This window comes from Frigoribacterium sp. PhB160 (assembly GCF_003751785.1).
GTDB lineage: Bacteria > Actinomycetota > Actinomycetes > Actinomycetales > Microbacteriaceae > Frigoribacterium.
The window spans coordinates 909745-929000 of sequence record NZ_RKIE01000001.1 but is presented as its reverse complement, the minus strand read 5'-3'; the positions used below and the strand labels follow the sequence as shown (position 1 = coordinate 929000).

General features: G+C 73.0%; 17 protein-coding genes. 7 read left to right on the top strand and 10 right to left on the bottom strand.

The genetic code is table 11. From position 1 onward, the window contains the following. Positions 1-85: 85 nt before the first annotated feature. The 7 genes from EDF38_RS04405 to EDF38_RS04375 form a co-directional block, all read right to left on the bottom strand. Positions 86-1390, bottom strand: a complete 1305-nt coding sequence (locus EDF38_RS04405) for a thymidine phosphorylase (RefSeq protein ID WP_123354143.1) — start codon at positions 1388-1390, stop codon at positions 86-88. 14 nt (positions 1391-1404) lie between these two features. Continuing rightward, on the bottom strand, positions 1405-1824 hold the full coding sequence (locus EDF38_RS04400) for a cytidine deaminase (RefSeq protein WP_123354142.1): 420 nt from the start codon (positions 1822-1824) through the stop codon (positions 1405-1407). Beyond that, a complete protein-coding gene (locus EDF38_RS04395) occupies positions 1821-3110 on the bottom strand; it encodes an ABC transporter permease (RefSeq protein ID WP_123354141.1) in 1290 nt (429 codons plus the stop codon). Before EDF38_RS04395 ends, EDF38_RS04400 begins: the two co-directional genes overlap by 4 nt. Further along, a complete protein-coding gene (locus tag EDF38_RS04390) occupies positions 3107-4384 on the bottom strand; it encodes an ABC transporter permease (protein ID WP_123354140.1) in 1278 nt (425 codons plus the stop codon). The genes EDF38_RS04395 and EDF38_RS04390 overlap by 4 nt, the downstream gene beginning before the upstream one ends. Then, the gene (locus EDF38_RS04385; protein WP_123354139.1) at positions 4381-5901 is read right to left on the bottom strand and encodes an ABC transporter ATP-binding protein; all 1521 of its coding nucleotides are present in this window, start codon (positions 5899-5901) and stop codon (positions 4381-4383) included. The genes EDF38_RS04390 and EDF38_RS04385 overlap by 4 nt, the downstream gene beginning before the upstream one ends. Positions 5902-6019: 118 nt before the next feature. After that, positions 6020-7111 (bottom strand): BMP family protein, encoded by a 1092-nt coding sequence (locus EDF38_RS04380; RefSeq protein WP_123355021.1) that lies wholly within the window; start codon positions 7109-7111, stop codon positions 6020-6022. Positions 7112-7265: 154 nt separating this feature from the next. Further along, positions 7266-8384 carry a mannose-1-phosphate guanylyltransferase gene (locus EDF38_RS04375; RefSeq protein WP_123355020.1) on the bottom strand — a complete coding sequence of 373 codons (1119 nt, stop codon included), beginning with the start codon at positions 8382-8384 and terminating at the stop codon, positions 7266-7268. Between the two features lie 185 nt (positions 8385-8569). On the opposite strand from EDF38_RS04375, the gene EDF38_RS04370 reads away from it, so the two are divergent. The 5 genes from EDF38_RS04370 to EDF38_RS04350 all read left to right on the top strand — a co-directional run bounded on the left by EDF38_RS04370 (position 8570) and on the right by EDF38_RS04350 (position 13417). Next, the gene (locus tag EDF38_RS04370; protein ID WP_123354138.1) at positions 8570-9739 is read left to right on the top strand and encodes a glycosyltransferase family 1 protein; all 1170 of its coding nucleotides are present in this window, start codon (positions 8570-8572) and stop codon (positions 9737-9739) included. Between the two features lie 125 nt (positions 9740-9864). Next, complete coding sequence (gene sdhC / locus EDF38_RS04365) at positions 9865-10317, top strand: succinate dehydrogenase, cytochrome b556 subunit (RefSeq protein ID WP_123354137.1); 453 nt, start codon at positions 9865-9867, stop codon at positions 10315-10317. A gap of 4 nt (positions 10318-10321) precedes the next feature. Further along, the gene (gene sdhD, locus EDF38_RS04360) at positions 10322-10768 is read left to right on the top strand and encodes a succinate dehydrogenase, hydrophobic membrane anchor protein (protein ID WP_123354136.1); all 447 of its coding nucleotides are present in this window, start codon (positions 10322-10324) and stop codon (positions 10766-10768) included. A gap of 67 nt (positions 10769-10835) precedes the next feature. Continuing rightward, positions 10836-12659 carry a succinate dehydrogenase flavoprotein subunit gene (sdhA, locus tag EDF38_RS04355; RefSeq protein WP_123354135.1) on the top strand — a complete coding sequence of 608 codons (1824 nt, stop codon included), beginning with the start codon at positions 10836-10838 and terminating at the stop codon, positions 12657-12659. A 2-nt stretch (positions 12660-12661) separates the two neighbouring features. After that, positions 12662-13417: a succinate dehydrogenase iron-sulfur subunit gene (locus EDF38_RS04350; protein ID WP_123354134.1), complete on the top strand. Its 756-nt coding sequence runs from the start codon at positions 12662-12664 to the stop codon at positions 13415-13417. Positions 13418-13523: 106 nt separating this feature from the next. Here EDF38_RS04350 and EDF38_RS04345 read toward each other — a convergent pair whose 3' ends face one another. Both EDF38_RS04345 and EDF38_RS04340 read right to left on the bottom strand, forming a co-directional pair. Continuing rightward, positions 13524-13871: a hypothetical protein gene (locus tag EDF38_RS04345; RefSeq protein WP_123354133.1), complete on the bottom strand. Its 348-nt coding sequence runs from the start codon at positions 13869-13871 to the stop codon at positions 13524-13526. Further along, entirely contained in the window at positions 13861-15051 is a 1191-nt protein-coding gene (locus EDF38_RS04340; RefSeq protein ID WP_123354132.1) for a DUF6177 family protein, read from the bottom strand. The genes EDF38_RS04345 and EDF38_RS04340 overlap by 11 nt, the downstream gene beginning before the upstream one ends. A 206-nt stretch (positions 15052-15257) precedes the next feature. Between EDF38_RS04340 and EDF38_RS04335 the strand changes: the two genes are divergently transcribed. Further along, positions 15258-16160 (top strand): hypothetical protein, encoded by a 903-nt coding sequence (locus EDF38_RS04335; RefSeq protein WP_123354131.1) that lies wholly within the window; start codon positions 15258-15260, stop codon positions 16158-16160. A gap of 89 nt (positions 16161-16249) precedes the next feature. Here the strand turns inward: EDF38_RS04335 and ptsP are convergent, their stop codons facing one another. Then, complete coding sequence (gene ptsP, locus EDF38_RS04330; protein WP_123354130.1) at positions 16250-17899, bottom strand: phosphoenolpyruvate--protein phosphotransferase; 1650 nt, start codon at positions 17897-17899, stop codon at positions 16250-16252. Between the two features lie 150 nt (positions 17900-18049). Between ptsP and EDF38_RS04325 the strand changes: the two genes are divergently transcribed. Beyond that, positions 18050-19252: a YihY/virulence factor BrkB family protein gene (locus EDF38_RS04325; RefSeq protein ID WP_123354129.1), complete on the top strand. Its 1203-nt coding sequence runs from the start codon at positions 18050-18052 to the stop codon at positions 19250-19252. The last annotated feature ends 4 nt before the right edge of the window (positions 19253-19256 follow it).

The window sequence follows — 19256 nt, the reverse complement described above, 5'->3', positions numbered from 1 at the left end:
CGGGCGGACGCGGGCGGGACGAGCGCAGGAGGCGCGCCCCGCGCCTCCTGGACGCCCGCTCCGCCGGGGTGGTCGCCCCGCCGCGCTACGAGACGCGCTCGGCGACGATGGGGCCGCGCGCCACCTGCTCGTCGCCGATCGTCCAGCCGCCGGCGACGGCCTCGAGCGCCCGCTCGAAGCGCGCGGGCTCGTCGGTGTGGAGCGTGAAGAGGGGCTGGCCCTCGGTCACGGCGTCGCCCGGCTTCGCGTGCAGCTCGATGCCCGCGGCCGCCTGCACGGGGTCCTGCTTGCGGGCGCGGCCGGCGCCGAGGCGCCAGGCGCCGATGCCGAAGGGCAGGGCGTGCTGCTCGGTGAGGTAGCCCGAGCGCTCGGCGGTGACGACGTGCGTCTCGCGGGCCGTCGGCAGGGCCGCCTCGGGGTCGCCGCCCTGGGCGCGGATCATGGCCTTCCAGGCGTCCATGGCCCGGCCGTCGTCGAGGGCCGCCTCGACGTCGGCGTCGGGCTGGCCGGCGAGGGCGAGCATCTCGCGGGCGAGGGCGACGGTCAGCTCGCGGATGTCGGCCGGGCCGCCGCCGGCGAGCGTCTCGACCGACTCGCGCACCTCGAGCGCGTTGCCGATCGTGAGCCCGAGGGGCACGTTCATGTCGGTGAGCAGGGCGGTCGTCGCGACGCCCGCGTCCTTGCCGAGGTCGACCATGGTCTGGGCGAGCAGGCGCGACTGGGCGATGTCCTGGATGAAGGCGCCCGACCCGAACTTGACGTCGAGCACCAGGGCGGCCGTGCCCTCGGCGATCTTCTTGCTCATGATCGACGAGGCGATGAGCGGGATGCACTCGACGGTGCCGGTGATGTCGCGGAGGGCGTAGAGCTTGCCGTCGGCCGGGGCGAGGCCGGAGCCCGCCGCGCAGACGACCGCGCCGCTGTCGGCCATGATCTCGCGCATCCGCTCGTTCGAGATCGAGGCCTGCCAGCCGGGGATCGACTCGAGCTTGTCGAGGGTGCCGCCGGTGTGGCCGAGTCCGCGGCCCGACAGCTGCGGCACGGCGACGCCGAACGCCGCGACGAGGGGCGCGAGCGGCAGGGTGATCTTGTCGCCCACGCCGCCGGTCGAGTGCTTGTCGACGGTGGTCTTGCCGAGGCCGCTGAAGTCCATGGTCTCGCCGCTGCGGATCATCGCGAGGGTCAGGTCGCGGATCTCCCGGCGCTCCATGCCGTTGAGGAAGATCGCCATGGTGAGGGCGGCCATCTGCTCGTCGCCGACGTAGCCACGCGTGTAGGCGTCGATCAGCCAGTCGATCTCGGCCGTGGCGAGCGATCCGGAGCCGCGTTTGGTGCGGATCAGGTCGACGGTGTCGAAGGGCTCGACGGCGGTGGGGGCGGTGCTGGTCATGGTGGTGCTCCTCGCTACGACTGGGAGTCGCGGTACTGCTCGAGTTGACGGGGCCCGAACGCGTCCGGGATCACCTCGTCGATGGTCTTGAGGCCGGAGACGGTGTCGAGCACCATCGAGGCGTCGGAGTGCTCGTAGAGCAGCTGGCGGCATCGACCGCAGGGCATCAGCACGCCGCCGTTGCCGTCGACGCAGGCGAACGCGACGAGCGTGCCGCCGCCGCCCATGATCAGGTCGGTGACGAGCGAGCACTCCGCGCAGAGGGTGATGCCGTACGACGCGTTCTCGATGTTGCAGCCCGTCACCAGGCGGCCGTCGGTCGTCAGCGCCGCGGCCCCCACCGGGAACCTCGAGTACGGCACGTAGGCCTTGGTCATCGCCTCCCGGGCGGCCTCGCGGAGGGCCTCCCAGTCGGTGGTCTCGGCGACGCTCACGACTTCACGTAGGGCTTGCCCGACGCGGCGGGGCCCCGGGACTGGCCGACGAGGCCGGCGACGGCGAAGATCGTGACGACGTACGGCAGCATGAGCATGAACTCGCTGGGCACGGGCGACCCGATGGCCCCCAGCACGTTCTGCAGGTTCGACGCGAAGCCGAACAGCAGCGCGGCGAGGGTGGCGCGGATGGGGTCCCACCGGCCGAAGATGACCGCGGCGAGGGCGATGAAGCCGGCGCCCGCCGTCATCTCCTTCTGGAAGTTGCCGAGCGAGCCGAGCGTGAAGTACGCGCCGCCCAGGCCCGCGATGGCGCCCGCGAGCGAGACGTTCCAGAACCGGGTCGCGTTGACCTTGATGCCCACGGTGTCGGCCGCCTGCGGGTGCTCCCCCACGGCGCGGAGGCGCAGGCCCCAGCGGGTGCGGAACAGCCCGTAGAACACGACGGCGATCGCGATGTACATGAGGTAGACGATGATCGTCTGGCGGAAGAAGACCGGGCCCACGACCGGGATCTGGCTGAGCCCGGGGATCGGCAGCTGCGGGAAGCGGACGCCGGCGTTGAGCGCGTCGGACTTGGTGAGCACCTGCGAGTACAGGAAGCTCGTGAGGCCCGTGACGAGCACGTTGAGCACGACGCCGACGATGACCTGGTCGACGATGTACCGGATGCTGAAGACGGCGAGCACCATCGAGACGAGCACGCCGGCCACCATCGCGGAGGCGAGGCCCACGTACGCGGACCCGGTCGCCGACGCGACGACCGCCGACACGAAGGCGCCGGCGAGCAGCTGCCCCTCGATGGCGACGTTGACGACGCCGACGCGCTCGCTGATCACGCCGCCGAGGGCGCCGAAGATGAGCGGGGTGCTGAGCGCCAGGGCGCCGAGCAGCAGGCCGGGGACGGGGATCGTCGCGTCGGCGCTGGTCCAGGTGAGGAAGGCCACGAGGAAGAGCACGCCGAACGCGGCGACGAACCAGATCGGCACGCGCTTCGCACCTCGGGCCGTCACGAAGGCGACGACGGTGAGGGCGGCGAGCACGACGGTGAGCACGACGCCGGTCGGCGCCGACGGCAGCACGGCGTCCGGCAGCGCGACGAAGTCGGTCGAGGTCGCGAGGCGGAACGTGCTCGAGCCCTCGCGGGCGAAGGCGACGAAGAGCACCGCGGCGATGACCGTGAAGACGGCGAACGCGACGGGTGCCTTGTAGCTGCGGGTCGTCGTGCGGGCGAGCCCGGGCGTGGGCGCGGCCGGGACCGCGGTGTCGGGGGTGAGGGTGCTCACTTGGTGACCACCGCCTCCTTCTTCGAGCCGCGCGGGGCCCGGCGGGCGCCCGGCGCGGGCAGACGGAAGATGCTGCGGACGAGCGGCGGGGCCGCCACGAACAGCACGATCAGGGACTGGACGACGAGCACGATGTCGATGGGGACGCCGTTGGCCGCCTGCATGGAGTAGCCGCCGGCCTTGAGGGCGCCGAAGAGCACGCCGGCGCCGAACACGCCCCAGGGGCGCGAGCGGCCGAGGAGGGCGACCGTGATGGCGTCGAAGCCGATGCCGGCGTCGATGCCCGAGGTGAATCCGGTCGTGAGCGTGCCGAGCACCTGCGTGGAGCCCGCGACGCCGGCCAGCGCACCGGAGATGAGCATCGCGTAGAGGTAGATGTTCTTGACGTTCATGCCGGCCGTCCGGGCTGCGTGGGGGTTCTCGCCGACCGCACGGAACCGGAAGCCGAGCGTGGACCGGTTGATCAGCCACCAGACGACCGCCGTGATGGCGATGACGAGCAGGAAGCCCCAGTTGAGGTTGTAGCGCGGGCCGAACAGGTCGGGCAGCACGGCGCTCGGCAGCGTCGCGGGCGCCTTCGGGTTCGGGCTGCCCGGGGCCTGGAGGAGGCCGGGCGTCCGCAGCGCGAACGACAGCAGGTAGTACGCGATGTAGTTGAGCATGATCGTGAGGATCACCTCGTGGGCGCCGGTGCGGGCCTTCAGCAGGCCGACGATGCCGCCCCAGAGCGCGCCGCCCGCGATGCCCGCGAGGAGGGCGAGCGGCAGGTGCACGGCGAGCGGCAGGTCGAACGAGAAGCCGACCCAGCCGGCGGCGCCGGCCGCGACGAGCATCTGGCCGCGGGCGCCGATGTTGAACAGGCCCACGCGGAAGGCGAGCGCGACGCCGAGGCCCGCGGCGATCAGCGGGACGGCGTAGTTCAGCGTCTCGGTCAGCGGTCGGATGCCGGCGGCGAAGCCGTCGACGCGGAAGTTGTAGACGGCGCCCTGGAACAGCGACGAGTACGACCCGCCGACCGAGGCCCAGAACGCCTGGAAGAAGTCGGTGGGGCGCGAGAAGAAGTACCCCGTGGTCGCCTGCACGTCGGGGTCGGTGAAGCCGATCAGCAGGCCGGAGACGACGAGCGCGAGGACGACGGCGAGGACCGAGATCGCCGCGTTGCCCGTCGTGATCTCGCGCAGCAGCCGTGAGCCGCGCGAGTCCTCCGCCTCGGGCACGCCGCCCGTCGGGGCGCCCTGCGGCGCCGGGGTGGTCGTGGTGGTCGCGTCGCTCACGCCGCGTGCTCCGTTCCCTGGGGGGCCTCGCCGGCCATCATGAGCCCGAGCACGTCGCGCGGGGTGTCGGCGGGCACGATGCCGATGATCGAGCCGCGGTACATGACCGCGATGCGGTCGGCCAGCGCGACGACCTCGTCGAGCTCGGTCGAGACGACGATGACGGGCACGCCCGCGTCGCGGGTCGCCACGATGCGCTTGTGGACGAACTCGATCGAGCCGACGTCGATGCCGCGGGTCGGCTGGGCCGCCACGAAGAGCCGCAGGTCGCGGCTGAGCTCGCGGGCGAGCACGACCTTCTGCTGGTTGCCGCCCGAGAGGCGGCCGGCCGGGGTCGTGATGCCCTGCGTGCGGATGTCGAACTCGCGCACCTTCTCGACGGCGAAGGCCGCCAGCTCGGCCAGGCGGAGCGAGCCGCGCCGGACGAACGGGCCGGACTGCGACCGGTCGAGCATGAGGTTCTCGGCGACGGTGAACTCGCCGACGAGGCCGTCCTCGTTGCGGTCCTCGGGCACGAAGCCGACGCCGGCGTCGAGCACGCGACGGACGCTGTGGCCCGTGATGTCGCGGCCGTCGAGGGAGACGCGGCCCTGGACGCGGGACTGGAGGCCGAGGATCGCCTCCGTCAGCTCGGTCTGGCCGTTGCCCTGCACGCCGGCGATGGCGAGCACCTCGCCGCGGCGCACCTCGAACGACACGTCGTCGACGACGACCTGCCCGATCGGGTCGACGACCCGCAGCGACTCGACGACGAGCGCGGCCTCGCCGGGGGCGGCGGGGCCCTTCTGCACGGTCAGCTCGACCGCGCGGCCGACCATGAGCGACGCGAGCTCGGCGTTGCTCGCGGTGGGGTCGGCCTCGCCGACGACCTTGCCGAGGCGGATCACCGTGATGCGGGAGGCCACCTCGCGCACCTCGCGCAGCTTGTGGGTGATGAAGACGATGCCGGTCCCCGCGTCGCGGAGCTGGCGCATGATGCCCATGAGCTCGTCGGTCTCTTGAGGGGTTAGCACGGCCGTGGGCTCGTCGAACACGAGCACCTTGGCGTCGCGGGAGAGCGCCTTGACGATCTCGACGCGCTGCTGCACGCCGACGGGCAGCTCCTCGACGACGGCGTCGGGGTCGATGTCGAAGCCGAAGCGCTGCGAGATCTCGCGCACCTTCGCGCGGGCCGCGGCCAGGTCGAGCCGGCCGCCGCTCTTCGTCTCCTCGTGGCCGAGCATGACGTTCTCCGCGACCGTGAACACGGGCACGAGCATGAAGTGCTGGTGGACCATGCCGATGCCGGCGGCCATGGCCTCGCCGGGGCCCGAGAAGCGCTGGACGACGTCGTCCAGCAGGATCTCGCCCTCGTCGGCCTGGTAGAGGCCGTACAGCACGTTCATCAGGGTCGACTTGCCGGCGCCGTTCTCGCCGAGGAGGGCGTGGATCTCCCCCGGCTCGACGGTCAGGCTGATGTGGTCGTTGGCGGTCAGTGCGCCGAATCGCTTGGTGATGCCCTTGAGCTCGAGCTTCATCTCGTCAATCTACCTCGGGTGTAGGCGTGGGAAGGGCCCGGGACGGACGGTGGAGACCGTCCGCCCGGGCCCTAGGTCAGGCCATGCTAAGGCATGCCTGAGGTGGTGCCGGGTGGTGTCAGCTGGTCAGGGCCGAGGGCGACTCGACCTCGATCGAGCCGTCGATGATGCCCGCCTTGATGGTGTCCAGCTCGTCCGAGAGGCCGGCGTCGACCTTGTCCTCGAAGTCGTGGAACGGCGCGATGCCGACGCCGTCGTTCTCGAGCGTGCCGACGTAGGGCTCGTTGGAGAAGTCGCCCGAGGCGGCCTGCGTCGTGACGTCGTCCGTCGCCTGCTTGATGCCCTTCAGCACCGAGGTGAGGAAGAGGTCGCTGTTGGCGCTGTCGGTCTCGTACGTGTCGGAGTCGGCGCCCACCAGGACGATGTCCGAGCCGGAGTCGCGGATCGCCTCGGCGGCGCTCTGGTAGATCGGGCCGCCGACCGGGAGGATGACGTCGGCACCCTGGTCGATCAGGGTCTGGGCGCTCTGCTTGGCCGTGGTGCCGGCCTCGAAGCCGCCGGTGAAGGTGCCGGTCTGCGACGCGACGTCCCAGCCGACGACCTTGACGTCGCCGTCCTTCTGCTCGTTGTAGTACTCGACGCCGTCGGCGAAGCCGTCCATGAAGATGGTGACCGTCGGGAACTGCTGGCCGCCGAAGGTGCCGACGGTGCCGGTCTTCGAGTAGCTGGCCGCCGCGTAGCCGGCGAGGAACGCCGCCTCGGAGGTGTTGAAGGTGATGGGCTTCACGTTGTCGGCCGTGATCGACGCGTCGTCGATGGTCGCGTAGTTGATGCCCGAGTTCGCCTCGGCGGCGGTCTTCGTCGCGTCGGCGAGCGCGAAGCCGACCGTCACGATGAGGTTGCAGCCCTGGTCGGCGAGGTTCGACAGGTTCGCGTCGTAGACCGTCTCGTCGGCCGACTCGACCGTCTTCGCCTCGGTGTCCACGGCGTCGGCGGCCTCGGTGAGGCCCTCGTAGCCGAGCTGGTTGAACGACTTGTCGTCGAAGCCGCCCGCGTCGGAGACCATGCAGGGCACGAAGTCGCTGCTGCCGGCGGCGCCGCCGGACGCGCTGCCGCCGCTCTCGGGGGCCGAGGCACAGCCGGCCAGGATGGCGACGCTGCTCGCCAGGGCGAGGCCGCCGAAGACGGCCTTCCGCGCAGTTGTAGTCAAGTTGTCCTCCAAGGTGCTGCCCGACACGAGACGTCGGGCACGTCTGGCTGTGATGTTACCTACTGTGTCGAGCGGCCACGGACGAGCCCGTGTAGTGATGCGGAGGCGTTACACGAACGCGACCGCACCGTAACGAGGTCGTAATGAGACCGGGTCAGAGGACGTCGCTGCGGCCGCTGAGCTTGAGGGCGTCGACGACGCTCTTCACCCGCTGCGCGTTGGCCGTCGTGGTGACGAGCAGGGCGTCGGGGGTGTCGACGACGATGATGTCGTTGACCCCGATGAGCGAGATCAGCCGACCGGAGTTCCCGACGACGATGCCGCTCGACGCGTCCGAGAGCACGCGGGCGTTCTCGCCGAGGATGGCGAGGTCGCTCTTGCGACCGCCCGAGTGCAGCTTGGCGATCGAGGCGAAGTCGCCCACGTCGTCCCAGTCGAACGCGCCGGGGATGACCGCGAGGCGACCCGCGGCCGCCGCGGGCTCGGCCACGGTGTAGTCGATGGCGATCTTCTCGAGGCCGGGCCAGACGCGGTCGACGACGGCGCCCCGGCGCGGGGTGTCCCAGGCCTCGGCGAGCTCCTCGATGCCGGCGAGCAGCTCGGGCCGGGTCTCGCCGAGCTGCTCGAGCAGCCGGTCGGCGCGGGCGATGAACATCCCGCCGTTCCAGAGGTAGTCGGCGCCCGCCACGTAGCGCTCGGCGGTCTCCAGGTCGGGCTTCTCGACGAACGACCCCACCAGGTGCGCGCTCGGCGCCCCCTCGACGTCGAGCGCCTCGCCGACGTGGATGTAGCCGAAGCCGATGGCCGGCTCGGTCGGCGTGATGCCGATGGTCGCGATGTACCCGGCGTCGGCCGCGGCGATCGCCTCGTGGACGGCCCGGGCGAAGCCCCGCTGGTCGGCGATGACGTGGTCGGCGGCGAACGAGCCGATGATGACGTCGGGCTCGCGGCGGCGGAGGATCGCGGCGGCGAGGCCGATGGCGGCGGTGCTGTCCTTCGGCTCGCTCTCGAGCACGACGTTCGGGTCGGCGAGGCCGGGCAGCTGCGACTCGACGGCCGCGCGGTGGGCCCGGCCGGTGACGACCATGATGCGCTGGTCGCCGGCGAGGGGCGCGAGGCGGTCCCACGTCGCCCGGAGCAGGGTCGAGCCGCTGCCCGTGAGGTCGTGGAGGAACTTGGGCGCGTCGGCGCGGCTGAGCGGCCAGAGGCGCGAGCCGATCCCGCCGGCGGGGATGATGCTGTAGAACCGCTCGATGGCGTCGGGGTCAGTCATGTCGGCCACCCTAGCGAGGCGACCGGCGGTGCCCGGCCGGGCCGCGCCTCCGGGTCGCCCGCCGACCATCCGCCGAGGCGGCGTCGTCACCCGTTCACGCACCCGCCACCGCGCCGTCACGGCGGCGCCGCCGTCGGGTCACGACGACGGCCGACGCTGGGGGCACGCCGAGCCGAGGAGTGCCCATGAGGGTCGCCATCGTGACCGAGAGCTTCCTGCCCACCGTGAACGGGGTGACGACCAGCGTGCTCCGCGTGCTCGACCACCTCGAGCGGCGGGGCCACGAGGCCGTCGTCGTCGCCCCGGCGGGCCGCGGCCACGACGCGTACGCCGGCGCCCGGGTCGTCCGCGTGCCGTCGGTCGCGTACCGGCAGTTCCCGGTCGGGCTGCCGTCGCCGCAGGTGGCGGGCGCCCTGGCGGCCTTCCGGCCCGACGTCGTGCACGTCGCCTCCCCCTTCCTGCTGGGCGGCCACGCGATCGCCGCCGCGGCCCGGCTCGGCGTGCCGAGCGTCGCCGTCTTCCAGACCGACGTGGCGCGCTACGCCGCGACCAGCGGGCTGGGGCCGGTCACCTCGGCGGTGGCGTGGCGGCTCGTCCGCCGCCTCCACGAGCAGGCGACGGTCACCCTCGTGCCGTCGACGAGCTCGCGGCGCGACCTCGAGCGGGCCGGCGTCGAGAGGCTCGCCACCTGGGGCCGCGGCGTCGACTCCGTCCGGTACCACCCGAACCGTCGCGCCGGCGAGGGTGCCCGCCTGTTCCGCGAGGCGGCCGGGGCACGACCCGGGGAGGCGCTGGTCGGCTACGTGGGACGCCTCGCCCCCGAGAAGCAGGTCGAGCGGCTCGCGGCGCTCCGGCCCGTCGAGGGCATGCGCCTCGTCGTGGTCGGCGGCGGCCCGGCGCTCCCGTCGCTGCGACGTCGCCTCCGCCACCTCGACCCGGTCTTCACCGGTCCCCTCCACGGCGAGGAGCTCGCCGACGCGTACGCGGCCCTCGACGTCTTCGTGCACACGGGCGCGACCGAGACCTTCGGCCAGACGGTCCAGGAGGCGCACGCCAGCGGGGTGCCCGTCGTCGCGCCCGCGGCGGGCGGGCCGCTCGACCTCGTGCGGCACGGCGAGGACGGATTCCTCGTCGACCCGCTGCACGACCACTCCCTGCGGCGAGCGGTCCGGACCCTCGTCGACGACCCGGGCCTCCGGGCGCGGCTCGGCGAGGCCGGGCGGCGGGCCGTCGTCGGCCGCACCTGGGAACGCCTCGGCGACGAGCTGCTCGGCCACTACGCCGACGCGGTCGCCGCGGCGCGTCCCGTGGGCCGCGGCCGGTCGCGCCCCGGCCTTCTCTCGACATCGAACTAGACCCGGCCGTCGCACGACGACCGTCGCGCGCTCACCGTATGCTGGGGACGTTCTGAGAACGCACACGGTGGACACGGCTGTCCTCCCTGACCACAGCCGACCACCCCAGCCGAGGAGGGCAGCTCATGGCCGAGCAGTCGACGGGCACACTGACGGATCCGTCCGGACGAGGCGGCGCGCCGTCCATCGAGCAGCCCCGCAAGGCGAAGCGCTTCCAGGGCACTCTCTACCGCGGCCGTGAGGGCATGTGGTCGTGGGTCCTCCACCGCATCACCGGCGTGAGCATCTACTTCTTCCTCCTGGTGCACATCCTCGACACGGCCCTCGTGCGGATCAGCCCCGAGGCCTACAACGCCGTCATCGGCACGTACAAGAACCCGATCATGGGCCTCGGCGAGACCGGCCTGGTCGCCGCCATCGTCTTCCACGCGCTCAACGGCCTCCGCATCATCCTCATCGACTTCTGGGGCGCCGGCACGAAGCACCAGCGCGTCATGTTCTGGGTCGTCATCGGCCTCTGGGCCGTGCTGATGCTCGGCTTCGCCCCCCGCCACCTCATGAACGTCTTCTCGGAGTAGAGCGATGACCACAGAGACCGTCGAGGCCCCCCGATCGGCCCGCACCGCACGTCGCAGCACCAACTGGGAGAAGTGGGGCTGGATCTACATGCGGGCCAGCGGCGTCGTGCTCGTCGTGCTCGTCTTCGGGCACCTGTTCATCAACCTCCTCGCGGGCGAGGGCGGCGTCAAGGCCATCGACTTCGCGTTCGTCGCCGGCAAGTGGGCCGACCCGTTCTGGCAGGTCTACGACACCCTGCTGCTGTGGCTGGCCCTGATCCACGGCTCGAACGGCATGCGCACCATCGTCAACGACTACGTCGGTCGCCCCACCACCCGCAAGGTGTTCCTCGGCGCGCTCGTCGCCTCGAGCGTCGTGCTGCTGGTGCTCGGCTCGCTGGTCATCTGGACCTTCTCGCCCTGCCCCGCCGGCGCCCCGGCCGACCTGCTCCCGTCCATCTGCTCGCGGTGACCTCGGGGCGCGGGCCGACCCGCGCCTCCTCGTCCCCCCGTCCTCCCCAGACCCACCGGAAAGAACCGTGACCACCACTCCCCCCGCCTCGTCCTCGTCCGCCGACCAGAGCACCCTGGTCGACGGCATCCACTACCACCAGCACGACATCGTCATCGTCGGGGCCGGAGGCGCGGGGATGCGCGCGGCGATCGAGGCCGGCCCGAACGCGAGCACCGCGGTCATCTCGAAGCTCTACCCGACCCGCTCGCACACCGGCGCGGCCCAGGGCGGCATGGCCGCGGCCCTCGCCAACGTCGAGGACGACAACTGGGAGTGGCACACCTTCGACACGGTGAAGGGCGGCGACTACCTCGTCGACCAGGACGCCGCCGAGATCCTCGCGAAGGAGGCCATCGACGCCGTCCTCGACCTCGAGAACATGGGGCTCCCCTTCAACCGCACGCCCGAGGGCAAGATCGACCAGCGGCGCTTCGGCGGCCACACGGCCGAGCACGGCAAGAGCCCCGTCCGTCGGGCCTGCTACGCGGCCGACCGCACGGGGCACATGATCCTCCAGACGCTGTACCAGAACTGCGTCAAGCACGGCATCGAGTTCTTCAACGAGTTCTACGTGCTCGACCTGGTCATGGGCGAGGTCGACGGCGTCGAGCGCCCGGCCGGCGTCATCGCCTACGAGCTGTCGACGGGCGAGCTGCACGTCTTCCAGGGCAAGGCCGTCATCTTCGCCACGGGCGGCTTCGGCAAGATCTACAAGACGACGTCGAACGCGCACACCCTGACCGGCGACGGCGTGGGCATCATCTGGCGCAAGGGCCTGCCCCTGGAGGACATGGAGTTCTTCCAGTTCCACCCGACCGGCCTGGCCGGGCTCGGCATCCTCCTGTCGGAGGCGGCGCGCGGCGAGGGCGCCATCCTCCGCAACAGCGAGGGCGAGCGCTTCATGGAGCGCTACGCGCCGACCATCAAGGACCTGGCACCGCGCGACATCGTCGCCCGCTGCATGGCCACCGAGATCCGCGAGGGGCGCGGCGCGGGCCCGCACAAGGACTACGTCTACCTCGACATCACGCACCTCGACCCCGCTGTCATCGACGCCAAGCTGCCCGACATCACGGAGTTCGCCCGCACCTACCTCGGGGTCGAGCCGTACACCGAGCCGGTGCCCGTCCTCCCCACGGCGCACTACGCGATGGGCGGCATCCCGACGAACGTCCACGCCGAGGTGCTGCGTGACAACACGACCGTCGTGCCGGGCCTCTACGCGGCCGGCGAGTGCGCCTGCGTCAGCGTGCACGGCTCCAACCGGCTCGGCACGAACTCGCTGCTCGACATCAACGTGTTCGGCAAGCGCGCCGGCAACAACGCCGTCGAGTTCGTCAAGACGGCCGAGTTCGTGCCGCTGCCCGACGACCCGGCCGGCTTCGTCCGCGGCCTCGTCGCCGACGTGCGGAACGCCACCGGCACCGAGCGCATCGCGACCCTCCGCAAGGAGCTGCAGGACAGCATGGACCGCAACGCGCAGGTCTTCCGCACGGAGGAGACGCTCGACGAGGTCACCCACGTGATCGCCGACCTCCGCGACCGCTTCAAGAACATCTCCGTGCAGGACAAGGGCAAGCGGTTCAACACCGACCTGCTCGAGGCCATCGAGCTGGGCTTCCTGCTCGACCTCGCCGAGGTCGTCGTGTACTCGGCGCGCTCGCGCCAGGAGAGCCGCGGCGGCCACTTCCGCGAGGACTACCCCACGCGCGACGACGAGAACTGGCTCGTGCACACGATGGCGTACCTCACGGGCGACGCCCACTCGTCGCTGGCCGGCGACCACATCCGCCTCGACACCAAGCCCGTCGTGATCACGAACTACACGCCGATGGAACGGAAGTACTGAGCATGAGCTCCGCAGTCCTCGAGAACGCCCCCACCGCCTCCGACGCGGTCCCCACCTTCACGGCGACGCTGATCATCCGGCGCTTCGACCCCGACGTCGACGACGAGCCGCGCTGGCAGGACTTCGACGTGCAGGTGCTGCCGACCGACCGCGTGCTGGACGCCCTGCACCAGATCAAGTGGGAGCAGGACGGCTCGCTGACGTTCCGTCGCTCGTGCGCCCACGGGGTCTGCGGCTCGGACGCGATGCGCATCAACGGCCGCAACCGCCTGGCGTGCAAGACGCTCATCAAGGACCTCGACATCTCGCAGCCGATCTACGTCGAGGCGATCAAGGGCCTGCCGCTCGAGAAGGACCTCATCGTCGACATGGAGCCGTTCTTCCAGTCGTACCGCGAGATCCAGCCCTTCCTCATGGCCTCGTCGAAGCCCGAGAAGGAGCGCATCCAGAGCGCCACGCAGCGCGAGCGCTTCGACGACACGACGAAGTGCATCCTCTGCGCGGCCTGCACGTCGAGCTGCCCGGTCTTCTGGACCGACGGCCAGTACTTCGGCCCCGCCGCCATCGTCAACGCGCACCGCTTCATCTTCGACTCGCGGGACGAGGGCGCGCAGGTGCGCCTCGACATCCTCAACGACAAGGAGGGCGTCTGGCGCTGCCGCACGACCTTCAACTGCACCGAGGCGTGCCCGCGCGGCATCCAGGTGACGCAGGCGATCGCCGAGGTCAAGCAGGCCGTCCTGCGGGGCAAGGCCTAGCCAGCACCTCGAGGGCTCCTCCCTCCGCACGTCCGGCCCGGGTCGCCACGACCCGGGCCGTCGTGCGCTCGGGCACGAACCAGGGGCCCGGGGCTCGGGCTCGGGCTCAGTCGTCCTCGACGATGCAGGTGGCCTCGACGCCGAGGGCCAGGCGCAGGGCGACGGAGACGCCTCGCTCGCCCTCGGGCCCGAGGGGCGCGGCCGCGTCGATCCAGAAGACCGGCAGGGTCACGGCCGGCGGGTCGGGCAGCAGGCGCTCGACCTCGCCCTCGACGGTGAGCTCGCTCGCCGTCCAGACCGTGAGGACGGCCTCTCCCCCGGCGGCGAAGACCTGCAGGGCGTCCCCGCCGTCGATCTCGCGAACGCCGAACGACTCGTCCACCGCCCGGGCGGCCGTGGCGAGGTCGAGGGCGTCCACGACGTGGGGACTCAGGATGGTGATGTCACGGGGCACCGGAGGGCGCCTCCTCGTCAGTGTCGTCGGCGTCGGCGTCGGCGTCGGCGTCGTCGGCGTCGTCGTCGGGGCCCGTCGGGATGTGGCCCGCGCCGAGCACGCCTTGGGCGCCCTCGACCGAGCTCTCGTGCAGGAGGTCCATCTCGCCGAGGTCCTCCTCCCACGCCTGCAGGAGGGGCGTGGCGACGAGCGTGGCGAGACGCTCCGGCCCGACGGCGTCGAGCGTCTCGTGCAGGGCCTGCCACCCCGAGGTCGAGGCGTCGCCCAGCGGCACGACGTAGGCCGGCAGCCGGGGGCGGCCGACGACGACGACGGGGCGCGGCGACGGGATGGCCGAGAGCTCGAGGCCGAGGCGCTTGACCGAGGGGGCCCCGATGAGCAGCGCCACCGGGTTGGCGGGCGGGTAGGTCACCGCCCGGACGCAGCGGTCGGTCTCGCCCTCTCGCGCGACGACCAGGGCGAAGGTCGGCAGCGACGACCCGGCGATCTCGCCGAGCGCGGACGTGAGGCGACCGATGGCGGCGTCGAGCCCGTCGCGCCCGCCGTCCGCCCGGACGTCGACGGTGAGCGCCGTCGTCTCCTCGATGCCGTGCTCGGTGACTCGGGCCGTGACGGTGCCGGACAGGTGCGGGCCCTCGACGACGACGCGCACGGTCTCGGGCGCGGCGTGACGGGCGTGCTGGGTCAGCACCCAGCGGTCCCAGGGGTGGGCGAGGGGCTCGGTCGCTCCCCACGACGCCGGCCCCTCGCCCGAGACGGCGCGCCCGAGGACCTCGACGGCCCCGCCGAGGCTCGTGTCGTGGGAGGCGCGGTGCAGCACCGTGAGGTCGACCGAGAGCTGCGAGGTGGTGTCGACCGCCGCCTCCAGCACCGGGAGCTCGACGGGCAGGGGCTCGGGGGCCTCCTCGACGGGGTGCCCCGCGGCGTCGAGGTCGGCGTAGGGCAGGCCGGTGAGGCCGTCGCGGAGGGCTCCCGCCCGGCCCTCGACGACCCAGGCACCGCCCGCGTCGACGAGCGCGGCGCGGAGCCCGACGGTCAGGCGGGACCGCTCGCTGGTGACGACGACGGGTCGCCGGCGGCTGCGACGACGCGACAGCAGGTCGGCCATCGGCGGGCTGAGTCGCACCACGCGGGCCCTGCTGTCGACCCGGACGACGCGCGACGTGATCGCGTCGACCAACGGGTGTCGTATAGGGGTGCCCACGTCACCCAGTCTGCTCCCGGCGGGGTGGCGGTGACCGGATGCACGGCCCCCGCCCGGGAACAGGGCGCAGGCCGCCCGAGGCGGATAAGCTTCCCGTGCCGTCTCGGCCGGTCCGCCCTCCGGCGTCGTCGCGCCGGGGCACCCGCCCCCGATCACCGACCACGACCGAGAGGCCGAGACGCATGGACGTCACCCGCCAGCAACAGCTCCAGAACGACATCGCCGCGCGGTTCGCGGCCTCCCTCGAGGGCCTCGACTGGGCCGAGGCCACGCTCTTCCTCCTCGAGGTCGGCAGCGTGGCACGCCTCTGGGTCGACGCCACCGACGCGACCGGGTCGGCCCGGCAGGTCGGCGCCGTCCCGGACGTCTCCGCGCTCGGGTCGCAGCTGCGCGAGGCCATGGCCGACCCCGAGAAGGGCGCCTGGTTCTCCCTCTCGCTCACCGTCTCGAGCGACGGCTCGTTCACCGCCCGCTTCAACTACGACCGACGGGTGTGGGTCGACCCGGCCTCCCCGTTCGAGCCGAGCGACGCCGTCGACCTGCCGGGCGACGACGACTACGCGGCCGACCTCGCCCGCTTCCCCCGCGCCGACCGGTACCGACCCGAGTGGCTGCCCGAGGCGACGGGGGCGGGCGGCGCGGGCGACCCGGCCCGCGCCTCCACGTCGTCCGTCGTGCCGTCGGCCCTCGAGCCGCTGCTCGGCCGCTGGGGCTGGCCCGGCGTCGTCGCGAGCGTCGAGCAGCAGGTCGCCTCGTCGCCCGTGGCGAGCACGGCCGAGGCCGTGGTGGGCGACGACGCGTCGGCCCCGGCCCTGACCCTGGCCCAGCTCTCCCGCCGGGTGCGCGAGGCGGTCGTGAGCGACGTCATCGAGCCCCACCGCGTGGCCACGCTGCTGCGCCTGCACGCCGAGGCGGTCGGCGCCGGCGTGCTGCCCGTCGTCGCCGCAGTCGACCAGGTCGACCCCGAGCGGTCGGTCGAGGAGGCGCGGGTCGCGTCGCCCGCGGTCGTCCCCGTCGTCGAGGCCGCCGTCTCGGGCCTCGTGGACGCGATCGTTGCCGAGCACCTGCAGGCCGTCACCGCGTAGGCCGCCCGGACGACGGCGGGGCGGCACCTCTCGGTGCCGCCCCGCCGTCGTCCCGCCGCACCCGTGCGCCGGGCCGGCTCAGGCCCCGGTCAGACCGCGACCGCCTCCGCGGCGGCGCGGGCACCCGCCGCGCTCGTCGCGGCCACGGCGGCGGCGGCGAGCTCGCGGGCCTGCTCGAGGGTGTGCTTCGAGAGCTCGAGGCGCACGTCGGCGAGGGCCGCGGGCGTCATCGAGAGCGTCGTCGCGCCGAGGCCGACGAGCACGACCGCGAGCAGCGGGTCGGCCGCGGCCTCGCCGCAGATGCCGACGGGCTTCGACGCGGTGGCGCCGGCGTCGCCGAGGGCGCGCACCAGGCGCAGCACGGCCGGGTGCCACGGGTCCTGGTACGAGGCGACCGAGCCCAGCATGCGATCTGCGGCGAGCGTGTACTGCGTCAGGTCGTTGGTGCCCACGCTGACGAAGTCGGCGGAGGCGAAGACCTGGTCGGCCATGACGGCGAGCGAGGGCACCTCCGCCATGACGCCCACGGTCTTCAGGCCGAGCTCGCGGCCGAGGTCGACGAAGTACTCGGTCTCGTCGGCGTCGCTGACCATCGGCGCCATGACCCAGAGGTCGGCGGTCGTGGCGGCCTGGGCCTGGGCGAGCGCCGTCAGCTGGTCGCGGAGGATCTGCTCCTTGACCCGCAGGGCACGGAGGCCCCGGAGGCCGAGCGCGGGGTTCTCCTCGTGGGCGTCGTTAAGGAAGGCGAGGGGCTTGTCCGCGCCGGCGTCGAGCGCGCGCACGACGACCTTGCGACCGGGGAAGGCCTCGAGCAGCGCGGTGTAGCTGGCGGTCTGGCTCTCGACCGTGGGCGCCTGGCTCGAGCCGAGGAAGAGGAACTCGGTGCGGAAGAGGCCGACGCCCTCCGCGCCGAGCGCGACGGCGCCGGCGGCCTCGTCGGGCGAGCCGAGGTTGGCGAGCAGGGGGACGGCGTGGCCGTCGGCGAGCGCGCCGTCGGTCAGGGGGGCCGCGGCGGCCGCCTTCCGTTCGGCGATGCGGGACTCGGCGTCCGCGATCTCGTCGGCCGTCGGGTCGACGGTGACGACGCCGGTCGCCGCGTCGGCCACGACGACGGTGCCGTCGGCGAGGTCGAGGGCGCCGACGACGCCGACGATCGCCGGGATCGACTTCGAGCGGGCGAGGATCGCGGTGTGCGACGTCGGGCCGCCGTCGCGCGTGATGAGCGCGAGCACCTTGTCGAGGTCGAGCAGGGCCGTGTCGGCCGGGGCCAGGTCGGGCGCGACGAGGAGGAAGGGGGTGTCGCTCTCGGGGACGCCCGGCGCCGCGACGCCGCGGAGCTGCGCGATGACGCGCTGGCTGACGTCGCCGAGGTCGGTCGCGCGCTCGGCCATGTAGCCGCCCATGCCGACGAGCATCTCCTGGAAGGCGGAGAACGCCTCGAACACGGCTCGCTCGCCCGTCGAGCCGCCCTGGACGCGCTGCTCGACGTCGTCGACGAGGGTCGGGTCCTGCGCCATGAGCGCCTGCGCGTCGAGGACGTCCTTCGCCTCGCCGCCCGCCTTCTCGCCGCGGGCCGTGAGGTCGGCGGCGACGGCGGCGAGCGCCTCGGTCACGGCCTTCAGCTCGACGGAGGCCTCGGCGGTGCGCGCCTCCGTGCCCGGTTCGGGCAGCGGCTCGGGCATCCGCAGCACGGGGCCGACAGCCACGCCTCGTCCGACTCCAACGCCCTGTAGTGCCACGGTCAACCTCTTCGCTATCGGGTCTCACCGGCGCCACGGTGATCGACGGCGCCGAACGGTCGTCGTCATCGTACGCGAGAGCCCCTGACGGGCGTGCCCCGCGGTCCGCGCCTCCGGCCCGCGCCTCCGGCCCGCCCGTACGCTGGGGGGATGCGACGCCGACCCGACGACGAGCCCGCGACCGAGCCCGCGACCACGACGGCGACGGCCCCGGCGTCCGAGGACGAGAGCCAGAGCGAGGGCGGGGCCGGCGCCGGCGCCGACCGACCGGGTCCCGGTGCCCGCCTCGTGTCGACGCGACTGGTGCGGGTGGTCGGGCGGCACATCGTGCTCAAGGGGCCGCTCCTCGCGGCGGGCCTCACCTACCAGGCGCTGTTCGCCCTGTTCTCCGCCCTCTGGGTCGGCTTCAGCGTCGCGGGCTTCGTGGTGGCCGGCAACGAGGTCGTCCGCGACGAGCTGATCACCTTCATCCAGTCGGCCGTGCCCGGCGTCATCAAGGACGACAGCGGGGCGGGCGTGGTCGAGCCCGGCGCCCTGATGAACGCCAACGTCTTCGGGCTGACGGGGGCCGTGGCCCTCGTCGGCCTGGTGTTCTCGTCGATCCGTCTGTTCGGCAGCATGCGCGACTCGGTGCGGACCGTCTTCCGGGCGCCGACCTCGTCGACCCCGCTGCTGCGGCTCGTCCTCCGCGACCTCGCCCTCGCGGTCGCCTTCGGCCTGGCCGTCGTCGTGTCGGCCTCGCTGTCGCTCCTCAGCTCGACCGCCGTGACCTGGGGGCTGCGGCTGCTCGGCCTGTCCACCACCTCCGACTCGGCGGCGGTGCTGCTGCGGGTGGTCGGCATCGTGCTCGTGTTCGCGTTCGACACCGCGGTGCTCGTCGCGCTGTTCCGGGTGCTGGCGGGGCTGCACATCCCGGGGCGGCGCCTCCTGGCGGGCTCGGCCCTCGGCGCGGCGGGCTTCGTGCTCATCACGATCGGCGGCGGGGTGCTGCTGCGCGCCGCGGGCTCGAACCCGCTGCTGGCCGGGTTCGCGGCGATCGTCGGCCTCCTGCTCGTCATCAACCTGCTCTGCCAGGTGCTGCTGCTCGCGGCGTCGTGGATCGCCGTCGGCATGGACGAGATCGGCGTGCTGGCCGACCCGCACGCCGAGGCGGCGCGGCTGCGCGCGCTGGAGGAGGAGCGGCAGCGGGCGGCGGAGGCGGCACGCCAGGCGGAGGCGGAGGCGCGGCTCGCCGACGAGCGCCGGGCGGCGGAGGCGCGGGGCGGCTCCCGGCCGCGGCGCCTGCTCGCCGCCGTGCGGGCCCTGCCGGCCCGGGCGCGCGGCGCCCTCCCCCGGCGCCGCGACGAGGGGTGACGGC